This is a genomic window from Ruania albidiflava DSM 18029, from assembly GCF_000421225.1.
In the GTDB taxonomy this organism is placed as follows: Bacteria; Actinomycetota; Actinomycetes; order Actinomycetales; family Beutenbergiaceae; genus Ruania; species Ruania albidiflava.
In genome coordinates, this window is sequence record NZ_ATWL01000020.1 from 13,873 (window position 1) to 38,279 (window position 24,407).

A 24,407-nucleotide genomic window follows, 5' to 3' on the forward strand; every position below is an offset into this window, starting at 1 on the left:
TGCAGTGGCGCGCCGCTCAGGCGCGCTCAGTGCCTGCTGCTGCGCGCTCTTCGTCCTCGATGGCGGCGATCTTGTTGAACCGGCTGACGAACTCCGGGTCGGTCTCACCGCGGAAGGTGGCGCCGAGGAAGGCGTCCACGATGCTCTTGGCCATGGCCGGGCCGACGACGAACGAGCCGAACGAGATGATCTGCGAGCCGTTGTTCTCCCGGGTGTGGCGGGCGGTGAAGGGCTCCGAGCAGACCGCGGCGCGGATACCGCGGACCTTGTTCGCCGAGATGGAGATGCCGATCCCGGTGCCGCAGATCAGCACTCCGCGCTCCACGTCCTCGTCCCGGATCGCGTGGGCGACCTTGCGGGCGTACGTGGCAGAGTACTCCGGGTCCTCACCGGTGGAACAGGTGTAGCCGAAGTCGACCACGTCATGGCCCTGCTCGCGCAGGTGGTCGATCACCACGGACTTCAGGTCGCTGCCGGACTCATCGCTGCCGATACCGATTCGCATGCCATCGATAGTACGCGCGAGGCTAGGGTGCAGGCCTCCAGCTCCACGATCCGCGAGCAGTGACCGTCCGCCGCGATGACCAGATCCGGACCCAGGTGGGCGGACGTTGTGCTGCCTCAGGCCTCGGCCACTCCGGGCACTCCGGCTTCGACCACGAACGAGGAGCGGGTGGAGACCGGCGCGCCGGTGGTGGTCACGTACGGCACCTCCCGATAGTCGACCTGCAGCAGGTCTTCGTCCAGGTGGCATCGGACGTAGCCGCGCTGCAGCGAGGCCCAGTGCAGGTGGGGGTTCGCGGCGTAACGATCGTCGAGGCCGCCGTCGTCATCGGCTCCGTCGGAGCCACTGGTCAACGAGGTGCCGGCGAACTCGGCGCCCACTGTTGCCGAGTCCGGATCGTCGTAGTCGGCCTTGAGGTCGAGTACGTAGTTGCGGTGGATGTCCCCGGTGAGCACGACGAAGTTGCGGACGTCGTGCTCGGCCACCGTGCTCAGGACACGCTGTTGGGAGGCCTGGTAGCCGTCCCAACCGCCGGGAGCGAACCGGGAGGCCTCACCGGGTTGGCTGTCCAGCATCCCCATCAGGACCTGCTGCGGGACGATGTTCCAGCGGGCTGGCGAGGAGGTCAGGCTGTTCAGGAACCATGACTCCTGCTCGGCTCCGAGCATCGTCCGGTGTTCGGCCCGCCGTTCGGGCGAGTCCGGGATCGGCTCGTCAGCAACCTCCGCGCTGCGGTACTGGCGGACGTCCAGGACGGTGAATCGCGCCAGCCGGCCGAAGTCGAAGCTCCGGTACATGCGGGCTTCCGGTCCCACCGGTCGTTGCGGCTTGCGCAGCGGCATGTGCTCCCAGTAGGCCCGGTAGGCGTTCGCTCTGCGCAGCACATCGTCGGCATCTGCCTCTTCGACGGGATAGTCGTTCTGCACCTCGTGGTCGTCCCAGGTGGCGATCCACGGTGCCTGTCGGTGCGCATAGATCATGTCCGGGTCGGACTTGTACAACGAGTACTGCAAGCGGTAGCGATCCAGTGAGCCCGTCTCGACGTTGAGCTCGGAGGGTACGGGTTCCATCCCCACCCGTAGGCTCGTCTCCGCGCTGATGGCGTACTCGTAGATGTAGTCACCGAGGAAGAAGACGAGGTCCACGTCTTCGTCGCCCAGGTGCCGTGCGGATGTGAAGTAGCCAGCCCCGAACGAGTTGCACGAGGCGAACGCGAAGCTGAGCTCACCGAGGCGTGTTCCGGCGGCGGGGGCGGTGCGGGTGCGGCCGGTGTCGCTGACGTAGTCACCGGCGATGAACCGGTAGAAGTAGGTGTAGCCGGGTCGAAGGCCCGATGCGTCCACATGCACCGAGAAGTAGTACTCGGGGTGGGCGAGCTCGATGCCCTCCCGGGCGATAGAGGTGAAGTTCTCGTCCTTGGACACTTGCCAGCGCACGGGGATCGATGCGCTCGGGTCCAGTCCGCCGTACGGGGCGAACTTCTCCGGGGCCAGCCTTGTCCAGAGCACCACGGCGTTGCGCACCGGGTCTCCGGAGGCGACGCCCAGCGTGAACGGAGTGGAGTGGAACCGTGGTTCCCGGATCCGGGCGGAGGCCGGGTGAGGCGTGTTGAACGTGAAGGCCAGAGTTGCGGCGCCGAGCCCGCCCAACAGGGCCCGTCGGCCCACAGTGGTGCCACGAAGTAGAGAGTCAGACTGCCGTGTCACAACCATCGTGGCACGCTAACACGCATGTCCACAGGCGTCTATGCGTCATGTGCATGACGAGGGGGCTTCTGGAGCGTCTCCTCGACCTCACGACGGAAGTCGTGCAGCCAGATGCGCACTGTGGCGTCGTCGGCGATCTCGCCAGGTCCGGACAGGGCGAGCGCCACCGGGTACGGCTCATCCGCGCGGATCGGTATGGCGGCGCCCATCTCGCCTGGCTTGTGCCAGTCGCGGAGCACCAGGACATCGTGCTCTGTCCGCTCCCGTGCTGCGGCGAGCACCGCATCCTCGGTCGCGGGCAGCACATCGTGGTTGCCGTACCATCCGTGCCGCGTCCGGGACGTCCGCAGGGTGGCCAGCGCGTGCTCCTCCGGCTGGTCGAGAAGTAGCCGCATGCCCGGAGCCGAGACCTGGATCGGGTAGTTGGACCACCAGAAGTCGATCATCTCGCCTGAGGCCAGCCTGCGCAGGAAGTAGATCATCTGTCTGCGCCAGAGCATCCCGAGGGACACGTTCAAACCCCCTGCCTGCTCGCCGATGCGCTGCATCGCCGCCCGGGGCCGGTCGATGAGCGGGAACTGCTCGATCGAGGAAGCCAGGGACAGCACACCGAAGTCCGGGGTGAACCCCGCCGCGGTCTTGCGGACGAAGCCGGTGTCGGCCAGTGTTGCCAGCAGTCGGGAGACCGATGATTGGTGCAGGCCCATCTCCCGTGCGATGGCTGTCGCACTGAGTGGCCGACCGGCATCGACCAGGCTCCGCAACACAGTGAGGCCACGAGCGAGCGCCTCGACTCGCTGACCCTCTTGACGGCCAGATCGCATGGCGACAGCGTAGTTTGCGGCTGACGCGTATCCAACCACCACTCCCAGCGGGACCCGACAGTGCAGTCCGGGGACGTTCTCAGCAGCGCCGAGAGCGCCTCAGTGATCACGGCCCGGACGCGGAGGCTCTGGGCTCCGCCGCACCCAGCGGCTGATCACCGCAGCGCAGTGGGTGCTCACCGGACCCGATGGCGGGATGCAGCGGGCCGACGATCCCGGAGGTTCGCTTCCTGCGGTCGTGCCGGCATGGCTCGATGCGAGCCCCACCCTGGACGATGCGTAGGCTTAGCGCGTGTCCACGATGGGTGAATTGATCGAGCAGCACAGCGGACTGAGCGCGCAGGATGCCGAGTGGCTGCACCTGCTGGTGGGGGACTGGCAGGTGATCTCCGACCTGGCGTTCGCCGACCTGGTGCTCTGGCTGCCCACCACGGAGGGCGACTTCGTGGCCGTCGCGCACGCCCGGCCCTCCACCGGTGCCACGGTGCACCACGACGACGTGGTCGGCTCCACTGTGCCGGAGAGCCTGCGGGACACGCTGCACCAGGCGCGGGAACGCGAGGGCATCAGCCGGGCCAAGGAGGCCCGGTGGAACGGTACCTACGCCATCCGTGAGGAGATCATCCCCGTGGTCCGCGCGGGCAAGACGTTGGCGTTGATCGCCCGGGAGACGTACCTGGGAGCCAGCCGCACGCCCAGCCGGCTCGAGGTGAACTACGTCGAGTCCGCCGACGAGCTGTGCGGGATGATCTCCCGTGGCGAGTTCCCGCTGCCGAACGCGGCCACCGGACCGCGCCGCGGCGCACCGCGGGTGGGTGACGGGCTGGTACGGCTGAACAGCGAGGGGGACGTGCTCTATGCCAGCCCGAACGCGCTGTCCGCGTTCCACCGGCTGGGCGTCACCGACGAGATCGTGGGCCGGCCGCTGGCGGAGGTGGTGACCCCGCTGATCGAGGCCAGCTCACCAGTGGACGAGTCTCTGCCGCTGGTGGTGATGGGCCGGGCTGCCTGGCGCACCGAGGTGGAAGCCCGCGGAGTGAGTCTCTCGCTGCGCGCGGTGCCAGTGACCGAGTACAGCCAACGGGTCGGTGCAGTGCTGCTGGTCCGGGACGTCTCCGAGCTGCGCCGGCGGGAGCGGGAGCTGCTCACCAAGGACGCGACCATCCGGGAGATCCACCACCGGGTGAAGAACAACTTGCAGACCGTGGCCGCGCTGCTGCGGCTGCAGGCGCGTCGCACTGACTCCACCGACGCCCGCTCCGCCCTGGAGGAGGCGATGCGCCGGGTGGCCACGATCGCCACCGTGCACGAGGCGCTCTCGCAGACCATCGACGAGGTGGTCGACTTTGACGAGGTGTTCGGCCGGACCCTGCGCCTGGCTGCCGACGTGGCTTCCGGCGAGGCGCACGTGAAGACCGTCCGGACCGGCACCTTCGGCCGGGTTCCCGCCACCGACGCCACCGCCCTGGCGGTGGTGCTCACCGAGCTGGTCACCAATGCTGTCGAGCACGGGCTGGCGAAGGTCGGTGGCACGGTGACCATCGAAGCGGAACGGTCCGGCACGATGCTCCGGGTGCGGGTGATGGACGACGGCAGCGGGATGGAACCGCAGGCCGCGATGAACGGCCTCGGTACCCAGATCGTGCGCACCCTCGTGGCTACTGAGCTGGACGGCAGCATCGACTGGGCGCCGCTGGAGGGTGGGGGTACCGAAGTGGTGCTCAAGGCGCGGCTGGCCGAGATCCGGGACACCTGAACACAGACGAACGGCCGACCCCCGAGCGGGGATCGGCCGTCAGTCACGGTCGCGGAGAGTCAGCCAGCGCGGCGAGCCCGGGCGGTGCGGCGCTTGAGGGCGCGGCGCTCGTCCTCGGACATACCACCCCAGACACCGGCGTCCTGACCGGTCTCGATCGCCCACTTCAGGCAGGTGTCCACCACCGGGCACCGGCGGCACACGGCCTTGGCCTCCTCGATCTGGACCAGCGCCGGGCCGGTGTTCCCGATCGGGAAGAACAGCTCGGGGTCCTCGGTGAGACAGGCCGCGTCGTGACGCCAATCCATGCGTATTCTCCTTCTAGGGGCATGCAGACGCAGATAAGGTCCGAATCGATACACGGGGAACTGAGAATCGCGCGTCTGCGTCATTTCTCTGTTAACAACTGTCACACGGTTCAGGCGGCGTACACAAGACCTTCGTGCGAAGATTCAACCAAGTTGGCCTGAGATATCAGTCACAGCAGTGGCGGTTTCCTGCGCTTCGGAGCAGACACCACGTCTCCGCCGGTCGCAACTGTGGTAGCGGTGGCTAGGGTGATCAGGTGACTGAGGACTCCGCCGCACCCCGCGGGACACCATTGCGCGTCGGACTCGCGCTGGTGCTCCTCGAAGCGGTCGTGCTGGTGGTGCTCGGTATCGCCGTGGTGGTCGCCTCGATCCTCGACCATGGTGACCTGCTCGGCACCAACGCTGGAGTGCTGCTGGTGCTGGTGCTGATCGGCGGCCTCCTCGTCCTCGCCGTCCGCGGGTTGTGGCAGGGCAAGCGGTGGGGGCGCGGTCCGGTGATCACCTGGCAGCTGTTGCAGTTCGCGGTCGCGGTCACTTCTTGGGGTGTGCTCCAGTGGTGGGCACTGGTACCGGCCTTGGTGCTCCCGGTGGTGGTGACGATCTGCCTGCTCCTGCCGGCTTCGCTTGCGGCCACCGCCCAGCACGGGCGCCCGGACGGCGTTCTCTAGCTCGTAGGCTCCCGACGCGCCGCTGTGGCCACCTGGAGCGGTGTGCTGCCGCCCGGGTCCACCAGCACCCCGCGGCCAGGCCTGGTGACTGGATCTTGCACCGGTCGCAGGTCCACGTTCGGCAGGTGCGCAGGGCGTGGGTCCGCGAGCACCAGGCTCAGGTCGGGTTCTCGGAGCCGCACGGCCAGCGGGTGGAAGGTGGTCGCCACCGACTCGGCGCGCCCCGTACCGAGAACCGCCACCTCCGGATGGGCGTCCAGGTAGGTCGTCCACTCCTCGGCTGTCGTGCCGGGCAGCCGGTCGACGTCGTCGACCACCAGGGCGGTGCCGGCCGCCGCGGGCACCGGCTCCGGCACCGGCGCCCGCGCATCGAGCACCCGCCAGCCGGAGCGCCGGAGCTGCGCGCTGATCGTCTCCACTGCGGTGGACCGGCCCGAACGGGGCGGCCCGCAGACGAGCCACGTGCCGCCTGGTGCCAACGAACGGCGGAGCCAGCGGGCGTCGTCGCCACCACGGCCGAGCAGGAGCTGCTGGGTATGGTCGGCCGTTCCCGGCACCGAGACGGGGGCATCCTCGAGGTGCACGATGGCAGGCAGTGCTGCCAGCCGTAACGGGGTGTCCTCGGGGTCCTGCCACTCCTCTGGCTCCGGCTGGGGCAGCAGCACCTGCGCCACCCACGCGTCGCCGCGCTCGAGCAGCACACCACGTCCAGGCGGCCAGCCCGCTGCGACCAGCTTCCGTGGCGCCCCAGCGAGCACTGCGTCCGCGGGGTCGCGAGGGCACAGCACCAGCTGTTGGTCCGTGGCCATCGCCCATCGGCGCGAGCTCTCCGTGGCGCTGAGCACCACGTCCAGCCCGAGCCGTCGGGCCCGGCGCAGCACTGTCAGCACCAGGTCGACACCCTCACCCAGGTTGCCGGTCTCGTCCAGCGACTCGGCGACCGCATCGACATCATCGAGCACCAGCAGCCCCGGGCTGTCCCCAGCGAGCAGCCGTTCCAGCAGCCGCCGCAGCCGACGAGGGTCGGAGAGCGGGCACCAGGTACCGGCCCCCGGAGCCTCGCCTCCTGGCCAGTCCTGGGCCTCCTCGGCGATCACCTGCACGGCCGTGCCAGCACGCAGGGCGGCCTCGGTGAGCATGTGCAGAGCAGTGGAGCGGCCGCTCCCCGGGCCGCCGCTGACCAGCAGCGTGCCGCCAGCGAACGACCGCGGCCCGAGGCGTTGCTCCTCCGGCAGGTCCAGCAGCGCCCAGGGGAGGCGGTAGCCGGCTGGCTCAGCGATGCTGACCTGCTGCGCTGCTACACCTGCTCCTGGGTGCGGTGCGGTGGTGCCACCGCGAGGCACGTGCTCGACGGCCGACACGGCCCGCACCGGCAGCCCGTACGTGTCCAGGTCAGCGACCTCGCAGGCGTCCGGCAACGGGGGTGCCCAGGGACGGCGCAACGACCGGCGCCACGGTTCGACCTCCGCCAGCTGCTCGGCTGCGGCGTTCAACGTGGCGACCCGGTCGGTGACCCACCCGTCTGCTGCGGCACCGCACCAGGCGGTCTGCAGCTCATCGCTCTCCTCGGTGCGCAGCACCGCCCGCCCGGGCACCCGCGGCAGCTTCGCGGCACGGGTATCGCCGAGCATGTCCAGCGAGTCGGTCTCCTCCAGCACCCGCAGGCAGACTCGCACGGTCAAGTTCGCGCGCATGTCCGGGGTGATGGCCCCGCCCGGCCGCTGGGTCGCGAGCACCAGGTGGATACCCAGAGAGCGGCCCTGCGCGGCCAACCGCACCAGCGCATCGAGCTGCTCCGGGTGGGCATCAGCCATCACCCGGAACTCGTCGACGACCACCAGCAGCCTGCCGAGCCGGTCCGCACCCGAGGTGCGGCGGCGCTGCTCGACCAGGTCGTGCGCGCCCACGGCCGCCAGCGCTCGCTCCCGTGCCCGCAGCTCCGCCTGCAGACTAGCCAGCGCCCGCGCGGTGGCGGCCTCGTCCAGGTCGGTGAGCACCCCGACGACGTGCGCCAGCGTGCGCAGCGGTGCGAACGTGGCACCACCCTTGTAGTCGAACAGCACGAACTGGGTGTCCGCCGGTGAGGCCTGGTGCGCCAGACCAAGGATCCAGGCCAGCAGCAGCTCGGACTTGCCCGAGCCGGTGGTGCCGGCCACCAAGGCGTGTGGCCCGTGCTCGGCCAGGTCGAGCCACACCGGACCGTGGCTGCCCATGCCCAACGGGGCGTGCACCACCGGGTCGGACCAGGCACGGGGAGGGGTGGCGGGCTCACCCGGCTCTGCCTGCTCGAGCAGCTCAGCCAGGTGCACCGACGTGGGCACGGAGGCTCCGCCGTCATCGGCAGAACCCAGCTCGGCCAGCACTGCGGCGGCCCACTCCGGGCTCACCTGGCGGTTGTGCGCAGCACGCACCTCCAGCACCGCCGCGCACCATCGCGGTACGGCGGCCATCGTCGGGGCCAGCACCAGGTGTCGCGCAGTGCGATCGGGCCTGGTGAGCAGGTCGGCAGTCCCGGTGTGCACCCGCAGGCCGGGGTTGGCACACTCCGCGTCCTGCCCGGCCAGCCCAGTCAGCTCGGACCACGGCGCGTCGACTCGTTCACCAGTGACTGCGTGGTGCCGCAACGCCAACCATCGCCCCAGTCCGGCCACTGCGCCCGCGTCGCCCACCAGCGCCAGCCCGGAACCGGGCTCCGGGACCGGCACGAACCGCATCTGCTCAGCCCGCCGGCCCGCTCGCCCGCGCAGACCCCGACCCGGTCGGTGCGGCACCGGTGCGCGTGTGTTGGCGTTGCCGATCTCCCAGCGGGGCCCCTCCTCCGGCAGCGGCACCGGCGCCCCGGCTGCGGCCAGCAACGCGGCGGGGTCGGCTACCGGCTGCGGCACCGGCGGCTTCTGCTCGTCGTGCTGCCCGGTGCGGCGCAGCCGCCGCGCCCGGTCCCGCAGCGCCGGCCAGAGGATCGCCGCCAGCAGCACCACCGGCAGCGCGACCAGCAACACCAGCCGCCAGGCGCCACCACCGCCACCGAGCAGCAACGGCAGTGCCGAGACAGACATCAGCAGCGGGAACAGCAACCGGCCGAGCAGCCCGCCGCTCAGGTCTGAGTGCTCCTCCAGCTCGACCGGCAGCACCATCCCCGGGTGCACCCGCAGCTCGAGCACCACCGAACCGGCCAGCACCCGGCTGCCCACCGGCAACGGCTGCCAGCGCCGCCCCAAGCGCCGGGGCCGGCGTGCCAACCGCGCGGACGAACCGGTCACCGGTGCGCCCCGTGCCGGGATGACACGGGTGCCGTTCACTGAACCCAGGTCGCGGATGCGGACCAGACCGCCACGGTCGCGTACCTGCAGGTGCGCCCGGGACAGCTGCGGGTCGGCCAGCACCAGGTCGGCCGCGGTGCCACGGCCCACGACTGCAGCACCGGAGACCAGGGGCAGCACCCAACCTACCCCGGGTCCGTACACCACGGCGAGGTGGTGACGAGCGGCAACATCCATCTCTCGATCGTGCCTGGACCCGGACAACCGCATCCGAGGGGCTGTGGACAGCGGCTGCGGGCCCGCTTCCCGCGCAGTGCGAACGCTCTGCTTCGCGGTTCCCGCCCGGCGTGTCGCCGCGAAGCAGAGCGTTCGCGACCCGGTCAGTCCACGGCCAGCGCCGCAGCGGGTGAGGTCCGGGCCGCTGTCCGTGCCGGGAGCGCGGAGGCGAGCAGCCCGGCCGCGAGCGCCACCAGCGCCACCAGGCCCAGGTCACGCCACGGCACCACCAGGTCCACGTCGGCCATCCCAGCGAGGATGATCGCCGAGCCCGCCCAGCCGTACACCAGACCAGCGACGACCCCGATCAGTGCTCCCGCACCGGCGATCATCAGACCCTCGATGCCGAGCATCGCGCGCAGCTGACCTCGGGTGAGCCCCAGGGCCCGCAGCATCGCCGACTCTCGCCGCCGCTCGATGACCGACAGGGACAGCGTGTTCGCCACCCCGATCAGCGCGATCACCACCGAGACTGCGAGCAGCCCGACCACCACCGCCAGCATCGTGTTCACCACCTGCTGGAACGCGGACCGCTCCACTGCGGCCCCGCTGACCTGCGGTGTCTCTGCGTCCGCCTGGACCTGGGCGTTCTCGGTGAGGTTCGTCTGCACCGTGGTGACCGTGCCGTACGCGTCGTCGTCGGCCACCCGCGCCCAGAGCATGGCCACCGGCGCGTCCGGGTCGAGCTCGGTGAGCACCTGCGGAGCGACCAGCGTGGTGCGGCCGTCCAGGCTGGACACCGCCACGGTGAGCGGCACCTCCTGGTCGCTGGGGCCGGTCAGCGTGACCTGGTCGCCGCTGTGGAGGTCGTAGCTCTCCGCCAGCTGGTGACCGACGACGATGCTGTCCTCGGCCAGACCGGCGATCGCCTCGGTGGAGCGCACCACGGCCGCCAGGTCGCCCTCCTGGGCGGCGGCCACGTCGAGCTGGGTCTCGCCGAGGTCCGCTAGCTCGGTGGATGCGGTGGTGCGTGAGAGCAGCACCGTGTCCTGCACCCCGTCTGTCCCGGTGACGGCCTGGATCTGCTCGTCCGGCAGCGCCGTGGCGGTGCTCACCTCCAGGTCCACCGGGAAGCTGGAGGCCAGCTCGGAGGTGAGTGCCCGGTTGGCCGCCAACGCACCGGTGCTCATCATCGTCACCAGGGTCACCCCGATCACCAGGGCGCTCGCCGTGGCGGCGGTGCGGCGCGGGTTACGTACTGCGTTGGCGACGGCCACCCGGGCCGGCACGCTGCGGCCGAGGAGGCGGCCGGCGAGGCGGATCAGTGCCGGCACCACCAGCACGCAGCCGAGCAGCAGCCCGAACAGGGACACCAGCCCGCCGAGCATGCCCACGCCGAGGCCGAGGAGCAGGTTGGCCGCGCTGTCGCCGCCGCGGGCGAGCAGCACGCCGAGGGCGAGCAGCCCGGCACCGCCGAGGACTGCGACGGTAGCCACGACGATGCGCACCTTCGAGGCACGGGCACCGGCTGGGGCGTCCGCGGGCCGCAGCGCGGCCAACGGAGCCACCCGGGTGGCCAGTCGAGCCGGCAGCAGTGCGGCCGCCACGGTCACCAGCAGACCGGTGAGCAGCGGCACGACCACGGCGGTCGGGGTGATCACCAGGTCGGTGGACAGTGGCAGGTCGCTGGTGGACTGGGCGAGCACACGCAGCCCGAGCGCCATCAGACCCGTGCCCAGCCCGACGCCGACCAACGAGCTGACCAGGCCGAGGATGGCTGCCTCGGTGAGCACCGAGGTGTGCACCTGACGGCGGTCCGCGCCCACGCAGCGCAGCAGCGCCAAGGTCCGCGTCCGTTGGGCGACCAGCACCTGGAAGGTGTTCGCGATCACCAGGGCCGCCACGATCAGCGCGACCGCCGCGAACGCCAGCAGCAGGGCCACCATCGTTGCACTGTCTCCGGTGATGGCAGCGGTCTGCTCCTCGGCAACCTCGTTCACGGTCTGCACCTGCGCGGTGCCGTCGGTGATGCTGCTGAGCTCACTGGCGACGGTCTGCGGGTCGGCGCCCTGCTGCACGGCGACCATCGCCTCATAGCTGGTGCCGGCCTCCTCCGGAGCGGTGAACGCCCGGATGTCGGCCAGGTCGCCCGGAGTGACCACGGCTTCGGTCGGGGCGAACAGGTACAGCGTGGGTGAGGCGATCAGCCCGACCACCTGCGCAGTGGTCTCCTGGGTGGTGGGCCCTGCGTCCGGGTCGTCGGTCCATTGCTCCTGCACCACAGTCAGCTCGTCCCCGACGGACAGGCCGAGCCGCTCGGCCACATCCTCGGCGACGGCGATCTGACCGGTGCCGGTGGGCAGGTCACCGTCGGTGAGGGTCTCGCTGCGCAGCCGCTCGTCGCTGGCGGAGGCACCCAGACCGACGTACTGGCTGCGGGTCCCGTGCTCGAGCTCGACCGAAGCGGTCTGGGTCGAGGCCGCGGCTGCGACGCCGTCCGCGGCGCGCACCTGCTCGAGCTGGTCGGCGCTGATCGTCCCGGAGAGCACCAGGTCGGCATCGGCGTAACGGGCGGTGACCGCATCGTGGGTGGTCCGTTCCATCACGGCACCGGCCATCAGCGAGGCGGCCACGAACGCGGTGCCGAGCACGATCGCGAGGCCGGCGGCGACCAGACGCCCGGCGGACGCGCGCATCTGGGTCAGGGTCAGGCGCAGCATCAGCGGGCCATCCCGGTGGTCTCGGCGCTGCGGAGCGCGTCCAGACCGGCCAGCACCGAGTCTGGGGTGGGTTCGTTGATCGTGCCGGCGATCCGGCCGTCGGCCAGCAGCACCACCTCGTCGGCGTAGGAGGCTGCGGCGGGGTCGTGGGTGACCATCACGATCGTCTGACCCAGCTCGCGCACGCTGCGTCGCAGGAACGCGAGTACCTCCACCCCGGAACGGGAGTCCAGGTTCCCGGTCGGCTCGTCGGCGAACACCACGTCCGGTCGGGTGCTCAGCGCCCGGGCGATCGCCACCCGCTGCTGCTGGCCGCCGGAGAGCTCGTGCGGCTTGTGGGTCAGCCGGTCGGTCAGCCCGAACGTGCTGGTGAGCAGGTCTAGCCAGTCGGAGTCCACTGTGGTGCCGGCCAGCTGGGAGGGCAGCGCGATGTTCTGCGCCGCGGTGAACATCGGCAGCAGGTTGAAGGACTGGAACACGAACCCGATCCGCTCCCGGCGCAGCACGGTCAGCTGCTTGTCACTGAGGCTGGTCAGCTCGGTACCACCGAGGACCACCCGGCCGGAGGTGGCCGAGTCCAGGCCGGCGAGCAGGTGCATGAGCGTGGACTTGCCGGAGCCGCTGGGACCCATGATCGCGGTGAAAGCGCCGCGAGCGAAGTCCACGTCCACCGAGTCGAGGGCGGTCACGGCCACGTCGCCACTGCCGTAGACCTTGGTGAGGTCGCGGGCGCTGACGGCGGCCGGGGAGGTGTGCGCTGTTGTCGTCATGGTGCTCACGCTACGGAGCAGGTGGGCTCGTGCGCGTCGCGCCGTAGGTGGGTTCTGCGGTCATACCGTAGGTGGACCCGCGACTCCTCCGCCTCCACCTGAGCCGGTCCACCGGCGACGCGGTGCGAAGAGATCCCGGGTATCGCACCGGCGGTGGAGGTGCCGCGGCCTCCGCAGTGGTGCCTAGGTACCCGGGCTGACCAGCCCGGTCTCGTAGGCGGTCACCACGGCCTGCACCCGGTCCCGGGCGCCCAGCTTGGCCAGCACCCGGCCCACGTGCGTCTTCACTGTGGCCTCGGCGACGAACAGGTCGGTGGCGATCTCGGCGTTGGTGCGACCGCGAGCCATCAGCACCAGCACCTCGCGCTCCCGGTCGGTGAGCGTGTCCAGCACCGCGGCCGGTGCCTTCTGCTCCGCGGGCAGCACGGTGGCCAGGTGCTCGATGAGCCGGCGGGTGCTGGAGGGAGCGATCACGGCGTCCCCGCTGTGCACGGTGCGGATCGCACTGAGCATCTCCTCGGGTGGGGCGTCCTTGAGCAGGAAACCGCTGGCACCGGCCTTGATCGCCTGCAGCACGTACTCGTCCAGGTCGAACGTGGTGAGGATGACCACCTTCGGCGGCTCGCCCACCTGGCGGGTGCCGGGGTCGGTGAGGTGGGCGGTTGCGGCCAGGCCGTCCATCGTGGGCATCCGCACGTCCATCAGCACCACGTCCACCGGGTGGGAGGTGAGCAGCCGCAGCGCCTGCGCGCCGTCGCCGGCCTCCAGCACCACCTCCATGTCCGGCTGAGAGTTGATCACCAGCGCGAACCCGGCCCGGACCAGCTGCTGGTCGTCCACCAGGGCGACACGGATGGGAGCGGTGGCGGCGGACGGGTCGGCGGTCATGGTCGCTGCTGGTCCTCGTGCTCGGCGTCGGTGGGTGGTGCGGCAGGCTCAGTCTGCCACCCAGGGTTCTGCTCGGGCCCAGCGGGAGGTGACGTGTGGGCAGCAGGCGGCGGCGCCGTCGGCGGGTGCTGCGGCTGTCGCTGCACGTCGGGGGCCCCCGCCGGCACCGGTATCTCTGCCCGCACCCGGTAGCCGCCGCCGGTGCGCGGCCCTGCGGCGAGCGTGCCACCGAGCATCGTCGCCCGCTCCCGCATCCCGAGCAGCCCGTGCCCGGCGCCGTCGGAGCTGGCGGCCGCACCCCGTCCGTCGTCGTCGACCTGCAGCACCAGGCTGCCCGGAGTCCACTGCACCAGCACAGTGGCGCTCGCACCCGGTCCGGCGTGCTTGAGGATGTTCGTCAGCGACTCCTGCGCGATCCGGTAGATCGTCAGCCCCGCACCCGGTGGCAGTGCCCGCGGGGTGCCCATCCGCACCAGCGAGACCTCCAGACCGGCGTCGCGCACGTGCGCCACCAGGGTGTCCAGGTCCGCCTGGGCCGGCTGCGGTGCGAGCGCTGCATCCCCGCGCTCGTCGTCGCGCAGCACGCCGAGGATGCGGCGCATGTCCGCCAGTGCGTCCCGCCCGGTCTCGGAGATGGTGGTCAGTGCGTGCGTGGCCGCCTCCGGAGAGGTCGCCGCGGCGTACCTCCCGCCGTCGGCCTGGGCGATGATCACCGACAGCGAGTGCGCCACGATGTCGTGCATCTCCCGGGCGATCCGGGCGCGTTCGGCGGCGGTGGCGATCTGTGCCTGCTGGTCCCGCTCCACCTCCAGCCGGGCGGCGCGCTCGGCGAGCGTCTCGATCTGCACCACCCGGGCCCGGCGCATCAGCCCGATCGCCCAGGAGGCGAGCACCAGCGCACCGAGCAGCCCGGCGACCGTGAGCGCACTGACCACCCCACGCAGGTCGATCGGCACCGGGTCCATCGCCAGGTACCAGCCCCCCACGATCAGGCAGCCCAGCAGCGCCGATCCCAGAGCGGTGCGCCTGGCCCACACCGGCCCGTACACGGTGACCGAGTACAGGGCCACGAAGATCACCAGGTCCGAGCCGGTGAGGATCACCCCGGCGAGCACGTGCGCGAGCGCCATCGCATACACCGCGACCGACGAGGCCACCGGGCGGGTGCGCCGCCAGGCCAGGGCCGCCGGCATGCCCACGCTGGTCAGGGCGGACACCACAGCGCCCACGGTGTTGCCCATGGACACCCCGATCGCCAGCGAGAGCGGACCGAGGGTGAACACCAGCAGCGCCGCGATGATGGCGTCGACGACGAACGGGGAGGTCGCAGACGTCCTCACCCGTTGCGGTGGGGGCGGGTAGGTCACGTCGCCAGCCTACGAGCGGCTGGCTCTGCGCGGCGTCCGACCGCAGGGGGAGCACGACGACGGAGCATCAGCCGGCGGGGGTATCGCCAGGTTGTGGACAACTCACCGTGATCACCGCCGTTGCGATCCGGTGCTGTGGATAGCGCGGGTGGCGGGTGTTCTGGGCCCAGCCTGGAGCGATGGAGATCGAACCTGTCAACTCTGGAGAACCGCTGCGCACCGATGCCGACCTGTTGCGTTGGGCGCGATTCGTCAACCATGGCGTGCACCCGCGGCGGCGCACGCTGTGGGTGCTGCTGCTGGACGCCGACGATGTGCCACGGCCGGTGATCATCCCGATCGAGGACGTCCCTGACCTGCCGGACGCCCAGGGCACCGCCCGCATCGCGGAGGCACTCGCGTCAGTGCTGGAGGAAGAGGCTCCGGCGGGGAGCGTGGTGATGATGCTGGAACGGCCCGGCCCACCGCTTCGCGCGCAGGCCGACCATGCGTGGCACACCATGCTGCGCTGGTCGATGGCCGAGGCGGGCGTGCGGGTGCGGGCGGTGTTCCTGGCCGCGGCCGGCGAGGTGCTGGCGTTCGCGCTCGACGACGCCGCCTGAGTCCCGCTGCTCAGACCGGCTCGATCAGGCTGGGATCGTTGTTGCGCACCGAACCCACCCGGGCGGAGACCTCGTACCAGGACAGAGCCGGAGACGGCTGCTCCAGCACCGCCAGCGCCTCGTCCGCACCGGTCAGGTCGGGGGTGAGCCAGGCGTCGGCTTCGTCCTCGGCGAGCACCACCGGTTCCCGGTCGTGGATCTGCTCCAGACCGCCGCGGGCGTCGGCGGTGACGATCGTGGCCGAGAGCACCCACCGGTCCGGATCTCCCTTCTCCTTGCTCGGGTCCGGCCACCAGGCGTACAGGCCGGCGAACGCGAGCGGGGCACCGTCGGTGCGGTGGATGTAGAACGGGGTCCGCCGCGGCTTGGACTGCCCGGGCACCTCCTCCTTGAGCCACTCGTAGTACCCGTCGGCCACCACCAGGCAGCGCCGGTTCGCCAGCGATGGAGCGAACGAACGCTTCGTGGCCAGGGAGTCCGAGCGGGCGTTGAACATCCGCGACCCGATGCTCAGGTCCTTCGCCCAGCCGGGCACCAGGCCCCACCGGGCCAGGTGCATCTCCCGGCGCGCGGGGACGACCTGCTCGGCAGGTGCGCCGTCCTGGGCAGGTGAGGCTGCGCCGTCGCCGGTGGTACCGCCCTGGGCGGGGGAGGAACTCTGAGCAGGCGAGGCTGCGCCGTCACTGGTGGCCTTCGGGGTGCGCGCGATGATCATCCGCACCCCGTCGGTGGGCGCCACGTTGTAGCTGGCCGGCGCCTGCCGCGCGGCCTCGCTGATCTCCTCGACGTCGAACGCATCGGCCAGGTCCTGCGCCTCCCGGAACGAGGCGTACCGTCCGCACATGCTCCTACTGTGCCACCCGCCGGTGACACTCAGCCCACCGGTACCAGCGTCCAGCCCAGGTGCGGGGCGGCGACCACGCCGAGCAGGTACCAGCTCGCGGCCATCATCCCGGCCAGCAGCAGCGGGGCCAGTGGCCGGGTCGAGCGCCAGTGCACCCCGAGGGTGAAACCCGCCAGCCACACACCCCCCAGCAGCACCCGCGCACCCAGGGGTGCGGTGAGCGCGATGGAGACGAAGAACGGTACCTGCGCCACCATCAGCACCAGCCCCGTGGCCACGCACAGCACACCCAGCACGGTGCGCACCCGGGGCCGAGCGGCAGCGTGCTGCCGGGGGAGGCGGGGGAGCGGGGCGCCGACGCTGGCCATACCTGACCCTAGACGGCCGACGAGGAATCTGCAGGGCGAACGTGCATGCGCGTAGGCTCGCGTGCGTGCCGACTGTGGAGCTGATCGACCCGCAGACCCTCACCGAGGCCGACCTGGTGGGACTGTACGAGTCTGTGGGCTGGAGTGCCTACACCCGCGACCCGGAGAAGCTGCTCGCCTCCGTGCGCGGCTCGCACCGGGTGGCCGTGGCCCGGTCCGGTGCGGACCTGGTGGGGCTGGCGCGCACCATCTCCGACGGCGCGACGATCGTGTACCTGCAGGACGTGCTGGTGCGGCCGGAGGTCCGGCGGGATGGGCTCGGTTCGCGGCTGGTGCGCGCGGTGCTCGATGCCGATCCGGACGTGCGCCAGCGGGTGCTGCTCACCGACGCCGAACCGGGCCAGCGGGCGTTCTACACCGCGCTCGGTTTCACCGAGGCCCATGACCACGACCCGGGGCTGCGGGCGTTCGTGCGGATGAGCGTGTGAAGATGGACCCAGGTCGGGTGGAAGGAGCCGGGATGTCCTCGTGCTGTGCGCCGATGCGCGACGACGGCGCCGAGAAGCAGCCGGCCGCGATAGGTCCGGTGCCGGTGGACCTCGCCGGCGGTGGCGGTCCTGGGCCACGGCACACCATCGAGCAGGCGGTGGTGCCCGCGCAGACGTTCCTGATGGGCGATACGGACGGGGTCGGCTACCACGCCGACGGGGAGACGCCGGTGCACCCGGTCACCCTCGAGGAGTTCAGCATCGACGCCACGTCGGTGACCAACGCCGACTTCGCCCGCTTCGTGGCCGCCACCGGATACCGCACCGAGGCGGAACTGTTCGGCTTCTCCGCGGTGTTCCACCTGGCGCTGGCCGCCCCGAAGGACGCGGTGATGGGTCCGGCCGCGGGCACCCCGTGGTGGCTCGGGGTCAAGGGCGCCGACTGGGCCCACCCCGGCGGCCCGGACTCCTCGATCGAGGGTTTGGGCGACCACCCGGTGGTGCACGTGTCCCACAACGACGCGCTCGCCTACTGCACCTGGGCCGGCCGGGCACTGCCCACCGAGGCGCAGTGGGAGGCGGCCAGCCGCGGCGGCCTCGAAGGCGCCCGCTACCCGTGGGGAGGTGACTTCCCCGGCAAGGGTGGGAAGTGGCGGGCGAACATCTGGCAGGGCAGCTTCCCCCGCTCCAACACGACTGAGGACGGCTACCTGACCACCGCCCCGGTGCGCACCTTCGCCCCGAACGGCTACGGACTGTGGCAGACCGTGGGCAACGTGTGGGAGTGGTGCGCGGACTGGTTCGACCCGCGCTACTACGGCCGCTCGCCAGAACATGAGCCGACGGGTGCGAAGATCGGCATGGCCCGGGTGATGCGCGGCGGCTCCTACCTGTGCCATGACTCCTACTGCAACCGGTACCGCAACGCCGCCCGCTCCTCCAACACCCCGGACTCCTCGATGGGCAATGCGGGGTTCCGCACCGTGGCGGTGCGCGGCTAGGTCGGCCGGGTCTGAGCGTTCAGCCCTGGTAGCCGGTCCGCCAGCGGATGCCGTACCTGTCAGTTGCCGGACCGTCGTGGTCGCCCCAGGGGCGCCGCTGCAGCCACCGCGCCACGGAGACTTATCCACAATCGCACCACGCGCCCCGCGCGATTCCGCTACCTTGGATCGCACTCACCGCACCGGGGCGGACGGTGCAGACAGCGACCAGTGGGGCGTTCGGGATGGCTGACGGCGTGGCACTCCTCGAGGGAGAGGTGCGTGAGCTCATCCGCCGCCGCGGCCTGGACCCGGGCCGGGATACCGGTGACGTGCACACCTTGATCAGGGACGCCGTCGCCGACTACGACGACCGCTCCCTGCAGGGCCTGGTGCCGCGCCTGGAGGACCTGGACCAGGCGATCAAGGCTGTGCGCGATGCCATCGTGGGCCTGGGCGCCTTGCAGCAGCACCTCGATGACCCTGAGGTGGAAGAGATCTGGATCAACGCGCCCGGCCAAATATTCGTCGCGCGCCACGGCCGCCCCGAGTTGACCACCACGATGCTCACCGAGCAAGAGGTGCACGAGCTGGTGGAACGCATGCTGCGCACCTCGGGGCGGCGTCTCGACTTGAGTACCCCGTTCGTGGACGCCACCTTGCCCACCGGAGAACGCCTGCACGCGGTGATCCCGGACGTCACCCGCCGGCACTGGGCGGTGAACATCCGCAAGTTCCTGGTCCGCTCGCGCAACCTGGACGGCCTGGTCGCGCTCGGGTCGCTCACCGAGCAGGCCGCCGGCTTCCTGCACGCAGCGGTCGCCAGCGGGCTGAACATCCTCGTCTCTGGTGCGACCCAGGCGGGCAAGACGACGATGATCAACTCGCTCGCCGGCTCCATCCCCGCCCACGAGCACGTGGTCACCTGTGAAGAGGTCTTCGAGCTCCAGCTGGACTGCCGCGACTGGGTGGCGATGCAGTGCCGCCAGCCGAACCTGGAGGGCACCGGCGAGATCCCGCTACGCCGCCTCGTCAAGGAAGCGTTGCGGATGCGGCCAGACCGGCTGATCATCGGTGAGGTCCGCGAGGCCGAGGCGTTGGACATGCTCATCGCGCTCAACGCGGGCATCCCGGGTGCCTGCACCGTGCACGCCAACTCCGCCCGCGACGCGGTCACGAAGATGACCACGCTGCCGCTGCTGGCCGGCGAGAACGTCTCCGCCCACTTCGTCGTCCCGACAGTTGCCGCCGCCTTCGACCTGGTGGTGCACCTGGACTTGCGTGCGGACGCGCACCGCGAGGTGGCTGAGATCGTGGCATTGTCCGGTCGGGTCGAGCAGGGGGTCGTCGAGATCTCACCGCTGTTCGTTCGCACCGGGGGTGAGCTGGTGCGCACCGACGGTTTCCCCCCACACCCGGAACGGTTCGAGCGTGCCGGGTTCAACCTGCCGGACCTGCTGGCCGGGAGCTGAGCCGTGGGTGCCGTTGCGGGACTGCTGCTCGGGGCCGGACTGGTCTGCCTCTGGTGGTCCTGCTGGCCGCCCATCCCGCGACGGGCGCGCCGCAACCAGCGCACGAGCGGTCTGCACGATCTGCTCACCCAGGCGGGCATGCCCAGCCTCACCCCGACGGCGGTGCTCACCACGTCCGTGGCTGTCGGCCTGGTCGTGGGGTTGGTGGTGCTCGGCCTGTCTTCCTCGCCCACGATTGCAGCGGCCTTCGGAGTGCTCGCCACGCTCGCGCCCCAGGCCTACATCCAGGTGCGCGCACGCCGGCGCCGGGTGGCGCTTCGGGAGCTGTGGCCCGACGCGGTCGATGACCTCGCCTCCGCGATCCGCGCTGGCATGTCGCTGCCAGAAGCGGTGAGCAGCCTGGCCGAACGCGGACCAGAACCGCTCCGGCCCGCGTTCGCCGAGTTCGCCGAGGACTACCGGGCCACCGGCCGGTTCATCGATGCCTTGGACCGGCTCAAGGCTCGTCTCGCTGACCCGGTGGCGGACCGGATCTTCGAGGCCCTCCGGCTCACCCGCGAGGTGGGCGGGACAGACCTGGGTACGTTGCTGCGGACGCTCTCGCAGTTTCTCCGCCAGGATCTGCGCGCCCGCGGCGAGCTGGAGGCGCGGCAGTCCTGGACGGTGAACGGAGCCCGGTTGGCCGCGGCCGCCCCGTGGCTGATCCTGGCGATGCTGAGTACCCGGCCGCAGACTGTCGACGCGTTCAACAGCCCGGCCGGTGCCGTGGTGCTGCTGGTCGGTGGGGTGGCGTCGATCGGCGCCTACCTGGCGATGGTGCGGGTCGGACGGCTGCCCGAGGACGAGCGGGTGCTGCGCTGATGGTGACTGCACCTGCACTGACCGGCGCCACGCTCGGCTTGGCCTTCGGGTTCGGGCTGGTGCTCATCCTGTCGCGGGTCAGTGCGCGCCGCGTGCGCCTGATCGATCGCGTCTCGCCCTACCTGAGAGAGCGGCCGAGCACCTCGCGCTTGCTGCGCAGCAGGCCGGTGCACACTCCCTTCCCGACCCTGGAACGGATGCTGCAGCCGGTGCTCGGTGACTTGGTGGCAGCGTTCGAGCGGCTCGGGAGCCCTGCCGCCGGGGTGCAGCGTCGTCTCATCCGTGCCGGCTCGCCGCTGCCCGTCGAGCACTTCCGGGTGGAGCAGGTGATCTGGGCAGCGCTCGGCCTCGCCGGAGGGTTGGCCGCGGCGCTGCTGCTGGGGACGCTTCGGGATACGCCGTTGGGAGCTCTGGTTGTGCTCGTGCTGCTGTCCGGCCTAGGTGGGGCGCTCGCCCGCGACCAGCTCCTCAGTCGCCAGGTGACAGCACGGGAGAAGCGGATCATGGCCGAGTTCCCGACGGTCGCCGAGCTGCTCGCTCTGGCCGTGGGGGCCGGTGAGGCCCCGGTGGCTGCCCTGGAGCGAGTCGCTCGCAGCACGCGTGGTGAGTTGTCCGCAGAGCTTGAGCTCACGCTGACCGAGGTCCGCTCCGGGCTTCCGCTGACCCAGGCGCTGGACCGGATGGCAGCGCGCACTGATGTGCCGGCCATCGCACGCTTCACCGACGGCGTGGCTACCGCTGTCGATCGGGGCACCCCGTTGGGTGACGTGCTTCGCGCCCAGGCTCAGGACGCCCGCGAGGTCGGCCACCGCGCGCTGATGGAGGAGGGCGGGCGCCGAGAGATCGCGATGATGGTCCCGGTCGTCTTCGTGATCCTGCCGATCTCGATCCTGTTCGCGATCTTCCCTGGGTTGGTGGTGTTGCGCATCGGGTGAGCCGCACCGACGGCGTGGGGGAGACGCCGTCCAGGAGGAGAGGAGAGACCTGGCAGCAGCCGGTCCGGGAGCAAAGGAGCACAAAGATGAAGCCGATACGAGACCATGCTCGTAGCTGGTGGCAGCACAGGATCGAACAGGTGCGCGCTGAACCCGAGCGTGGTGATGTGCCCGGCTGGGTGATGGTCACGCTGATGACAGCAGGATTGGTCGTGCTGATCTGGGCACTGGCCGGTGAAGCGCTCAGCCAGGTGTTCCAGACCGCGATGGACCGTGTCCTCGGGGCCTGAGTCACCCCGCGCCGAGAGCGGTTCGGCACTGGTCGACTTCTTGCTGGTGGCAGTGCTGGTCACCGTGCTGGTGCTCGGTGTGGTCCAGCTGGCGCTGGTCCTGCATGTGCGCACTGTGCTCATCGACAGCGCCGCGGAGGGGGCCCGGTACGCCGCGCTGGAGGGCAGCTCGCTGACCGGTGGCGCCGCCCGGACCCGTTGGCTGATCGACTCCACCCTGCCGTCCCGGTACGCCGACCAGGTGGAGATCGGCCGCGCGGACTTTCGCGGGGTGGACGTCGTGGAGGTTCGGGTCTCTGCCCCGGTCCCGGTGCTCGGGCTGCTCGGTCCCTCCGGGATGATCGACGTGACCGGACGAGCCGTGGACGAGCAACGATGAAGCTGCTGCGTCGGCTCCGTGTCCGGCTCTCCCGGTGCGGTCCAGGAGAGAGCGGTAGTGCCGTGGTGGAGTTCCTCGGCGTCGGGCTCGTCCTGCTGGTACCGGTCGTGTACCTGATCATCACCCTCGGCCGAGTGGAGGCGGCAACCTTCGCCGCCGACGGTGCCGCACGTGACGCGGGCCGGCTGATCGCGCAGGCGGACACCTTCGACCAAGGGCTGGCGGAAGCGGCGCTCGCCGTCGAGCTCGCGTTCGCTGACCAAGGGCTGGATGTCGACGGTGGCCGTGTGCTGCAGGTGACCTGCGAGGAGGACCCGTGCCTGTCACCAGGCGCCTACCTGCACCTCGAGGTCGCCACGGACGTGCCGCTGCCGCTGGTCCCGCCATTCCTGGACGAGGCGCTCGGGACCACGGTGCACGTACAGGCCCAGGCGATGACCGCCGTCGACGACTTCCGGGAGGCACCGTGAACCGCCGGTGGCCAACCCGCATGAGCAGATGGTGGCGCGCGCGGTGGGCGCGAGCAACCAGCGGGTCGGAGGACGAGGGCCAGATCCTGCTGCTCTCCCTGGTCTTCGGCGTGCTCACCCTCACCCTGGTGCTGGTGGTCGCCTCCGTCTCGGCCATCTACCTGGAACGCAAAGAGCTGCTCGCCCTCGCCGACGCGCTCGCAGCAGACGCCGCCGATGCAGTCGACGCCGAGCGCTACTACACCGACCCGGGCGTGGACCACCTGCCGCTGACCGACGCCTCGGTGCACGCTGCCGTGCAGGAGTACCTGGCCGCGGCCCCGGCTGCCGTCACCGACGAGTTCGAGGCCTTCGCGGTGGTGCCACCCACCGGCACGCCGGACGGCAGCGTGGCGGAGGTGACCCTCTCCGCCCGGGTCCGCCCGCCGGTGCTGCCCTGGGTGCTGATGCCCTGGGCCGACGGGTTCCCGGTCGAGGTCACTGCTCGCGGGGTGGCCCGGTGAGCGCATCGTCGGCCGCCTCCACTGCCGCTGACAGCCTCCGTACCTCCTCCACCAGGCGCTCCAGCGACCCAGGGGCGAACGGACCGGGCATCCCGTAGTACCGGTGCGCATCGCACACCTCATAGCCACCGAACGGGTACTCCGCAGCGGTGGGCAGATAGCCCGGACAGCCGTCGGTGTAGCCCAGCACGAACACGGCGGCCGCCCCCTGGATGTGCGCTCGCAGCTCGAGACCGGCCTGGCAGAACGGCTCCCCCGGCAGTGTGAGGAGCACCGCAGGACCCCAACGCACCGCAGTCACCCGACCCTGCCAGCGGGCCCGGCCGTGCCGCAGCTCGGTGGCAGTGGGCAGATCGAGATCCAGCTCGACGGCGGTGCTCGCGGCGGCGACATCGCCGGTACCGCTGCGCAGCTCGGCCTTCTGCGCAGCGGCAGCGATCAGGCCGGCCACCTGTGCGCAGCGGGCGAAGGTGCGGTCGGTCGGGTCGTACGGTCTCCCGCCGTCGACTGCGTGGCCGGTGTTCTGGTCACCGGCACAGCCGGTGGCGAACAGCACGGTCCCGCCGCCGTGCTGCTCCAGCAGCCGGCGCACACCGCCCGGGTAGTCCGCGCTGAGCTGGTGGTTGTCCGGGCCGAGGACCACCGGGTGACAGGCGTAGGAGACCAGCGTCGCCAACGCGCTGCCATCGGCGCGCACCAGCTGGAGCACCGGCAGTGCCGGGTCCTCCGGCCCGCCCGGGCGGCGCCGGTTGCTCGCGACACCGGGATCCGGGCCGTAGCCGGTCAGCACCGTGACCTCCTGCTGCCTGCTGCTGGCCTCGGCGACGGCGTCCCGACACGCCTCCACCACCGCCGGCAACCAGCTCTCCACCAGCCCGGCGCCAAGCCGCCCAGGCATGCTCACCGGCCCGCTGTGGGTATGGGTCGCGTGCACCAGCACGTGGTCAGCCCACGGTCGGCACACGGCCCGCACCTGAGCGCAGGTGTCCTCGTGCAGCCCGACGACGTCCACGGTCACCAGCGCGGTGCGCTCCACCACGAGCGCACGGACGGTCAGTGGGTCGTGCACCCCTGCTGAGGGCGCCGTCCGGGCGGCGTAGCCGGACATCGGACCTCCTGGTCAGGGGTGATGTCCCGAACCGCTGCCCCTGCGCGCACGGTCTGCTCCTCGCCGTCTCGGATGCCCTCGTTCCGCACACCCTATCGACGACGCCTCATTACGTC

The 24,407-nt window shown here is 71.0% G+C and carries 24 protein-coding genes; 12 read left to right on the forward strand and 12 right to left on the reverse strand.

The genetic code is table 11. The annotated features are described in order from the left end of the window. Positions 1-16: 16 nt before the first annotated feature. From K338_RS0116700 to K338_RS0116710, 3 genes are all read right to left on the reverse strand, one after another. Positions 17-505: an RpiB/LacA/LacB family sugar-phosphate isomerase gene (locus K338_RS0116700; protein WP_022919306.1), complete on the reverse strand. Its 489-nt coding sequence runs from the start codon at positions 503-505 to the stop codon at positions 17-19. A 116-nt stretch (positions 506-621) separates the two neighbouring features. After that, positions 622-2,217, reverse strand: a complete 1,596-nt coding sequence (locus K338_RS0116705) for an alkaline phosphatase D family protein (protein WP_027286961.1) — start codon at positions 2,215-2,217, stop codon at positions 622-624. Between the two features lie 32 nt (positions 2,218-2,249). Then, positions 2,250-3,035, reverse strand: a complete 786-nt coding sequence (locus K338_RS0116710; protein ID WP_084481406.1) for a helix-turn-helix domain-containing protein — start codon at positions 3,033-3,035, stop codon at positions 2,250-2,252. Between the two features lie 301 nt (positions 3,036-3,336). Here K338_RS0116710 and K338_RS0116715 point away from each other — a divergent pair, with 301 nt between their 5' ends. Next, positions 3,337-4,791: a sensor histidine kinase gene (locus tag K338_RS0116715; RefSeq protein WP_040654262.1), complete on the forward strand. Its 1,455-nt coding sequence runs from the start codon at positions 3,337-3,339 to the stop codon at positions 4,789-4,791. A gap of 59 nt (positions 4,792-4,850) precedes the next feature. Here K338_RS0116715 and K338_RS0116720 read toward each other — a convergent pair whose 3' ends face one another. Continuing rightward, positions 4,851-5,099 carry a WhiB family transcriptional regulator gene (locus tag K338_RS0116720; protein WP_022919310.1) on the reverse strand — a complete coding sequence of 83 codons (249 nt, stop codon included), beginning with the start codon at positions 5,097-5,099 and terminating at the stop codon, positions 4,851-4,853. Positions 5,100-5,356: 257 nt separating this feature from the next. Between K338_RS0116720 and K338_RS0116725 the strand changes: the two genes are divergently transcribed. Continuing rightward, positions 5,357-5,770, forward strand: coding sequence for a hypothetical protein (locus K338_RS0116725; RefSeq protein ID WP_027286962.1), 414 nt, complete (start codon positions 5,357-5,359; stop codon positions 5,768-5,770). Here K338_RS0116725 and K338_RS0116730 read toward each other — a convergent pair. From K338_RS0116730 to K338_RS23515, 5 genes are all read right to left on the reverse strand, one after another. Continuing rightward, complete coding sequence (locus K338_RS0116730; RefSeq protein WP_022919312.1) at positions 5,767-9,267, reverse strand: type VII secretion EssC family protein; 3,501 nt, start codon at positions 9,265-9,267, stop codon at positions 5,767-5,769. The genes K338_RS0116725 and K338_RS0116730 overlap by 4 nt on opposite strands. Before the next feature lie 143 nt (positions 9,268-9,410). Continuing rightward, on the reverse strand, positions 9,411-11,966 hold the full coding sequence (locus tag K338_RS0116735) for an ABC transporter permease (RefSeq protein ID WP_022919313.1): 2,556 nt from the start codon (positions 11,964-11,966) through the stop codon (positions 9,411-9,413). Then, positions 11,966-12,736, reverse strand: a complete 771-nt coding sequence (locus K338_RS0116740) for an ABC transporter ATP-binding protein (protein ID WP_027286963.1) — start codon at positions 12,734-12,736, stop codon at positions 11,966-11,968. Before K338_RS0116740 ends, K338_RS0116735 begins: the two co-directional genes overlap by 1 nt. Positions 12,737-12,919: 183 nt before the next feature. Further along, positions 12,920-13,624: a response regulator gene (locus K338_RS0116745; RefSeq protein ID WP_022919315.1), complete on the reverse strand. Its 705-nt coding sequence runs from the start codon at positions 13,622-13,624 to the stop codon at positions 12,920-12,922. Beyond that, positions 13,621-14,991 (reverse strand): sensor histidine kinase, encoded by a 1,371-nt coding sequence (locus tag K338_RS23515; protein WP_245542993.1) that lies wholly within the window; start codon positions 14,989-14,991, stop codon positions 13,621-13,623. The genes K338_RS0116745 and K338_RS23515 overlap by 4 nt, the downstream gene beginning before the upstream one ends. A gap of 179 nt (positions 14,992-15,170) precedes the next feature. Between K338_RS23515 and K338_RS0116755 the strand changes: the two genes are divergently transcribed. Continuing rightward, a complete protein-coding gene (locus K338_RS0116755) occupies positions 15,171-15,593 on the forward strand; it encodes a hypothetical protein (protein WP_022919317.1) in 423 nt (140 codons plus the stop codon). A 10-nt stretch (positions 15,594-15,603) separates the two neighbouring features. Here K338_RS0116755 and K338_RS0116760 read toward each other — a convergent pair whose 3' ends face one another. Beyond that, a complete protein-coding gene (locus tag K338_RS0116760) occupies positions 15,604-16,437 on the reverse strand; it encodes an SOS response-associated peptidase (protein ID WP_022919318.1) in 834 nt (277 codons plus the stop codon). 29 nt (positions 16,438-16,466) lie between these two features. Then, the gene (locus K338_RS23520) at positions 16,467-16,805 is read right to left on the reverse strand and encodes a hypothetical protein (protein WP_022919319.1); all 339 of its coding nucleotides are present in this window, start codon (positions 16,803-16,805) and stop codon (positions 16,467-16,469) included. A gap of 65 nt (positions 16,806-16,870) precedes the next feature. On the opposite strand from K338_RS23520, the gene K338_RS0116770 reads away from it, so the two are divergent. From K338_RS0116770 to K338_RS0116810, 9 genes are all read left to right on the forward strand, one after another. Continuing rightward, positions 16,871-17,293 carry a GNAT family N-acetyltransferase gene (locus K338_RS0116770; protein WP_051154949.1) on the forward strand — a complete coding sequence of 141 codons (423 nt, stop codon included), beginning with the start codon at positions 16,871-16,873 and terminating at the stop codon, positions 17,291-17,293. Between the two features lie 32 nt (positions 17,294-17,325). Beyond that, positions 17,326-18,294, forward strand: a complete 969-nt coding sequence (locus K338_RS0116775) for a formylglycine-generating enzyme family protein (protein WP_027286965.1) — start codon at positions 17,326-17,328, stop codon at positions 18,292-18,294. A 224-nt stretch (positions 18,295-18,518) separates the two neighbouring features. After that, on the forward strand, positions 18,519-19,745 hold the full coding sequence (locus K338_RS0116780; RefSeq protein WP_022919322.1) for a TadA family conjugal transfer-associated ATPase: 1,227 nt from the start codon (positions 18,519-18,521) through the stop codon (positions 19,743-19,745). Between the two features lie 3 nt (positions 19,746-19,748). After that, positions 19,749-20,606: a type II secretion system F family protein gene (locus K338_RS0116785; protein ID WP_022919323.1), complete on the forward strand. Its 858-nt coding sequence runs from the start codon at positions 19,749-19,751 to the stop codon at positions 20,604-20,606. Further along, the gene (locus K338_RS0116790) at positions 20,606-21,541 is read left to right on the forward strand and encodes a type II secretion system F family protein (RefSeq protein ID WP_022919324.1); all 936 of its coding nucleotides are present in this window, start codon (positions 20,606-20,608) and stop codon (positions 21,539-21,541) included. Before K338_RS0116785 ends, K338_RS0116790 begins: the two co-directional genes overlap by 1 nt. 86 nt (positions 21,542-21,627) lie before the next feature. After that, positions 21,628-21,831 carry a hypothetical protein gene (locus K338_RS0116795; protein ID WP_022919325.1) on the forward strand — a complete coding sequence of 68 codons (204 nt, stop codon included), beginning with the start codon at positions 21,628-21,630 and terminating at the stop codon, positions 21,829-21,831. Next, positions 21,815-22,210 carry a TadE/TadG family type IV pilus assembly protein gene (locus K338_RS0116800; protein WP_022919326.1) on the forward strand — a complete coding sequence of 132 codons (396 nt, stop codon included), beginning with the start codon at positions 21,815-21,817 and terminating at the stop codon, positions 22,208-22,210. The genes K338_RS0116795 and K338_RS0116800 overlap by 17 nt, the downstream gene beginning before the upstream one ends. After that, on the forward strand, positions 22,207-22,680 hold the full coding sequence (locus K338_RS23525; protein WP_022919327.1) for a TadE/TadG family type IV pilus assembly protein: 474 nt from the start codon (positions 22,207-22,209) through the stop codon (positions 22,678-22,680). The genes K338_RS0116800 and K338_RS23525 overlap by 4 nt, the downstream gene beginning before the upstream one ends. Positions 22,681-22,700: 20 nt before the next feature. Then, a complete protein-coding gene (locus K338_RS0116810; RefSeq protein WP_022919328.1) occupies positions 22,701-23,183 on the forward strand; it encodes a hypothetical protein in 483 nt (160 codons plus the stop codon). On the opposite strand, the gene K338_RS23530 is transcribed toward K338_RS0116810, so the two are convergent. Further along, entirely contained in the window at positions 23,158-24,291 is a 1,134-nt protein-coding gene (locus tag K338_RS23530; RefSeq protein ID WP_022919329.1) for a hypothetical protein, read from the reverse strand. The two genes, K338_RS0116810 and K338_RS23530, sit on opposite strands and share 26 nt — an antisense overlap. Positions 24,292-24,407: the final 116 nt, after the last annotated feature.

Coding starts and splice junctions, on each gene's coding strand:
- K338_RS0116715 (WP_040654262.1), top strand. CDS start 3,337: ATGGGTGAATTGATCGAGCAGCACAGCGGACTGAGCGCGCAGGATGCC.
- K338_RS0116730 (WP_022919312.1), bottom strand. CDS start 9,267: ATGGATGTTGCCGCTCGTCACCACCTCGCCGTGGTGTACGGACCCGGG.
- K338_RS0116740 (WP_027286963.1), bottom strand. CDS start 12,736: ATGACGACAACAGCGCACACCTCCCCGGCCGCCGTCAGCGCCCGCGAC.
- K338_RS0116775 (WP_027286965.1), top strand. CDS start 17,326: ATGTCCTCGTGCTGTGCGCCGATGCGCGACGACGGCGCCGAGAAGCAG.
- K338_RS0116810 (WP_022919328.1), top strand. CDS start 22,701: ATGAGCAGATGGTGGCGCGCGCGGTGGGCGCGAGCAACCAGCGGGTCG.
- K338_RS0116745 (WP_022919315.1), bottom strand. CDS start 13,624: ATGACCGCCGACCCGTCCGCCGCCACCGCTCCCATCCGTGTCGCCCTG.
- K338_RS0116700 (WP_022919306.1), bottom strand. CDS start 505: ATGCGAATCGGTATCGGCAGCGATGAGTCCGGCAGCGACCTGAAGTCC.
- K338_RS0116755 (WP_022919317.1), top strand. CDS start 15,171: ATGGAGATCGAACCTGTCAACTCTGGAGAACCGCTGCGCACCGATGCC.
- K338_RS23525 (WP_022919327.1), top strand. CDS start 22,207: ATGAAGCTGCTGCGTCGGCTCCGTGTCCGGCTCTCCCGGTGCGGTCCA.
- K338_RS0116710 (WP_084481406.1), bottom strand. CDS start 3,035: ATGCGATCTGGCCGTCAAGAGGGTCAGCGAGTCGAGGCGCTCGCTCGT.
- K338_RS0116795 (WP_022919325.1), top strand. CDS start 21,628: ATGAAGCCGATACGAGACCATGCTCGTAGCTGGTGGCAGCACAGGATC.
- K338_RS0116705 (WP_027286961.1), bottom strand. CDS start 2,217: ATGGTTGTGACACGGCAGTCTGACTCTCTACTTCGTGGCACCACTGTG.
- K338_RS23520 (WP_022919319.1), bottom strand. CDS start 16,805: ATGGCCAGCGTCGGCGCCCCGCTCCCCCGCCTCCCCCGGCAGCACGCT.
- K338_RS0116780 (WP_022919322.1), top strand. CDS start 18,519: ATGGCTGACGGCGTGGCACTCCTCGAGGGAGAGGTGCGTGAGCTCATC.
- K338_RS0116735 (WP_022919313.1), bottom strand. CDS start 11,966: ATGCTGCGCCTGACCCTGACCCAGATGCGCGCGTCCGCCGGGCGTCTG.
- K338_RS0116790 (WP_022919324.1), top strand. CDS start 20,606: ATGGTGACTGCACCTGCACTGACCGGCGCCACGCTCGGCTTGGCCTTC.
- K338_RS0116720 (WP_022919310.1), bottom strand. CDS start 5,099: ATGGATTGGCGTCACGACGCGGCCTGTCTCACCGAGGACCCCGAGCTG.
- K338_RS23530 (WP_022919329.1), bottom strand. CDS start 24,291: ATGTCCGGCTACGCCGCCCGGACGGCGCCCTCAGCAGGGGTGCACGAC.
- K338_RS0116760 (WP_022919318.1), bottom strand. CDS start 16,437: ATGTGCGGACGGTACGCCTCGTTCCGGGAGGCGCAGGACCTGGCCGAT.